Here is an 825-nt window from a genome sequence, read left to right as displayed (position 1 = left end):
CCCGCTTGGCCCGCGCGGGCAGGGGATGGTGTCTGCCGACTACGGGACGGCCTGTCGGCGGCGATCATGAGGAGGTAGCCTGCGCCTTGGCCGTCCACGTCAATTATCGGGAGGATGGTCGGATGCAGCGTCCGCTGGGTCGGGAGCAGTTCGAGCGGATCGCTGCCGGTCAGCTGACGACTCCCGATGGCATCACCTACACCCGTCGCACGACGAAGACGGCGCGTCGCGTCTGCGATCAGAGGATCGGTGCCGGATCGCCGCTTGTCATCTACTACTGGGCGGCGGGGCAGATGGACTACGTCGACGGGGCAGACGGCCAACGCCGTTGGCGGGAGGTCCGCAGCGCGGTGACGCAACATCCCCGGTCCGGTGGCGATGTGGCGTACACGGCGGGTATCTGGGTGGACGGCGACGGTCGCGAGATCGTCGTCCTGACCGGGCACTGCTGAGATGATCGGTTCGATGACCGCCATACCTGTGGCGTGAGCGGCCGGGTCGCAGACGGTGGGTTGATTGCGCTATCGGGTCGGGAAGGGTGCGAGGTCCCGTTCCCACTGCTCGGCCGCGTCGCGGATCTCGTCGATCCCGAGGTGAAGGGGCAGGCAGAACGCGCTCCAGTGCCAGCGGGCGTCCTGCGCCGTCCACGGCGGTGCCGCTTCCGCCGACAGGTGCAGGCGGAGGTGGGCCGTGTGTGGGTCCCGCTCGTGCAGGCTGAAGGCGAGGTTCGGCTCGGTGAAGGACAGGACGTCGTCGGCGTCTTCGTCCGGGGCGGGGCTGCGGGTCACCTGCCCGGTGGCGACCCGGTGGAGCCAGTGGGCGAGG

At 69.5% G+C, this 825-nt stretch carries 1 protein-coding gene and 1 pseudogene; one reads left to right on the top strand and one right to left on the bottom strand.

The window, feature by feature from the left end; all coding sequences use genetic code 11:
• Positions 1–452 (top strand): hypothetical protein (locus U9980_RS19260; protein ID WP_322769197.1); only part of this gene is annotated, 452 nt, incomplete at its 5' end.
• A 69-nt stretch (positions 453–521) separates the two neighbouring features.
• Here the strand turns inward: U9980_RS19260 and U9980_RS19255 are convergent.
• Positions 522–825: pseudogene (locus U9980_RS19255) on the bottom strand (hypothetical protein); the annotation flags it as partial.

The sequence above is a fragment of the Protofrankia sp. Cr1 genome, assembly GCF_963555865.1.
In the GTDB taxonomy this organism is placed as follows: Bacteria; Actinomycetota; Actinomycetes; order Frankiales; family Frankiaceae; genus Protofrankia.
The sequence above is the reverse complement of the archived record's forward strand: the minus strand, read 5'-3'. Positions and strand labels throughout refer to the sequence as shown.